Raw genomic sequence first — 310 nt, 5'->3', positions numbered from 1 at the left:
CGCGCCCAGCGGCCGGGCCAGCCGCGCCTCGATCGACGCGATCTGCCCGCGCAGCCAGCCCAGATGGGCCACCTGTCCGCGCCGGGCCAGCGCCCACTGATCGTGGGTGGCCTTGGTGATGCTGCCCGCCCAGCGCGCCGACGACCTCCCAGTCAGCTCCCGCTTGCGCACCGCCCACCCGGCCGCATCATGCGCCAGGCCCTGCCGGAAGCGCTCCGCGAGATCACCCGCCGCCAGCGAGCCAAGGAAGACGCCGACCTCGGCCAGTACGGACGCGTCCGCCTGCGACACCCGCAGCCGGTCCCGCACA

1 pseudogene is annotated in these 310 nt (G+C 75.5%); it reads right to left on the bottom strand.

Going from position 1 to position 310, the window contains the following annotated elements:
• Positions 1-309 (bottom strand): annotated as a pseudogene (locus ADK57_RS18250) (IS200/IS605 family accessory protein TnpB-related protein); the annotation flags it as partial.
• Position 310 lies beyond the last annotated feature (1 nt).

Source organism: Streptomyces sp. MMG1533, from assembly GCF_001279775.1.
Lineage (GTDB): Bacteria > Actinomycetota > Actinomycetes > Streptomycetales > Streptomycetaceae > Streptomyces.
This window is presented reverse-complemented; position numbering and strand designations above follow the sequence as displayed.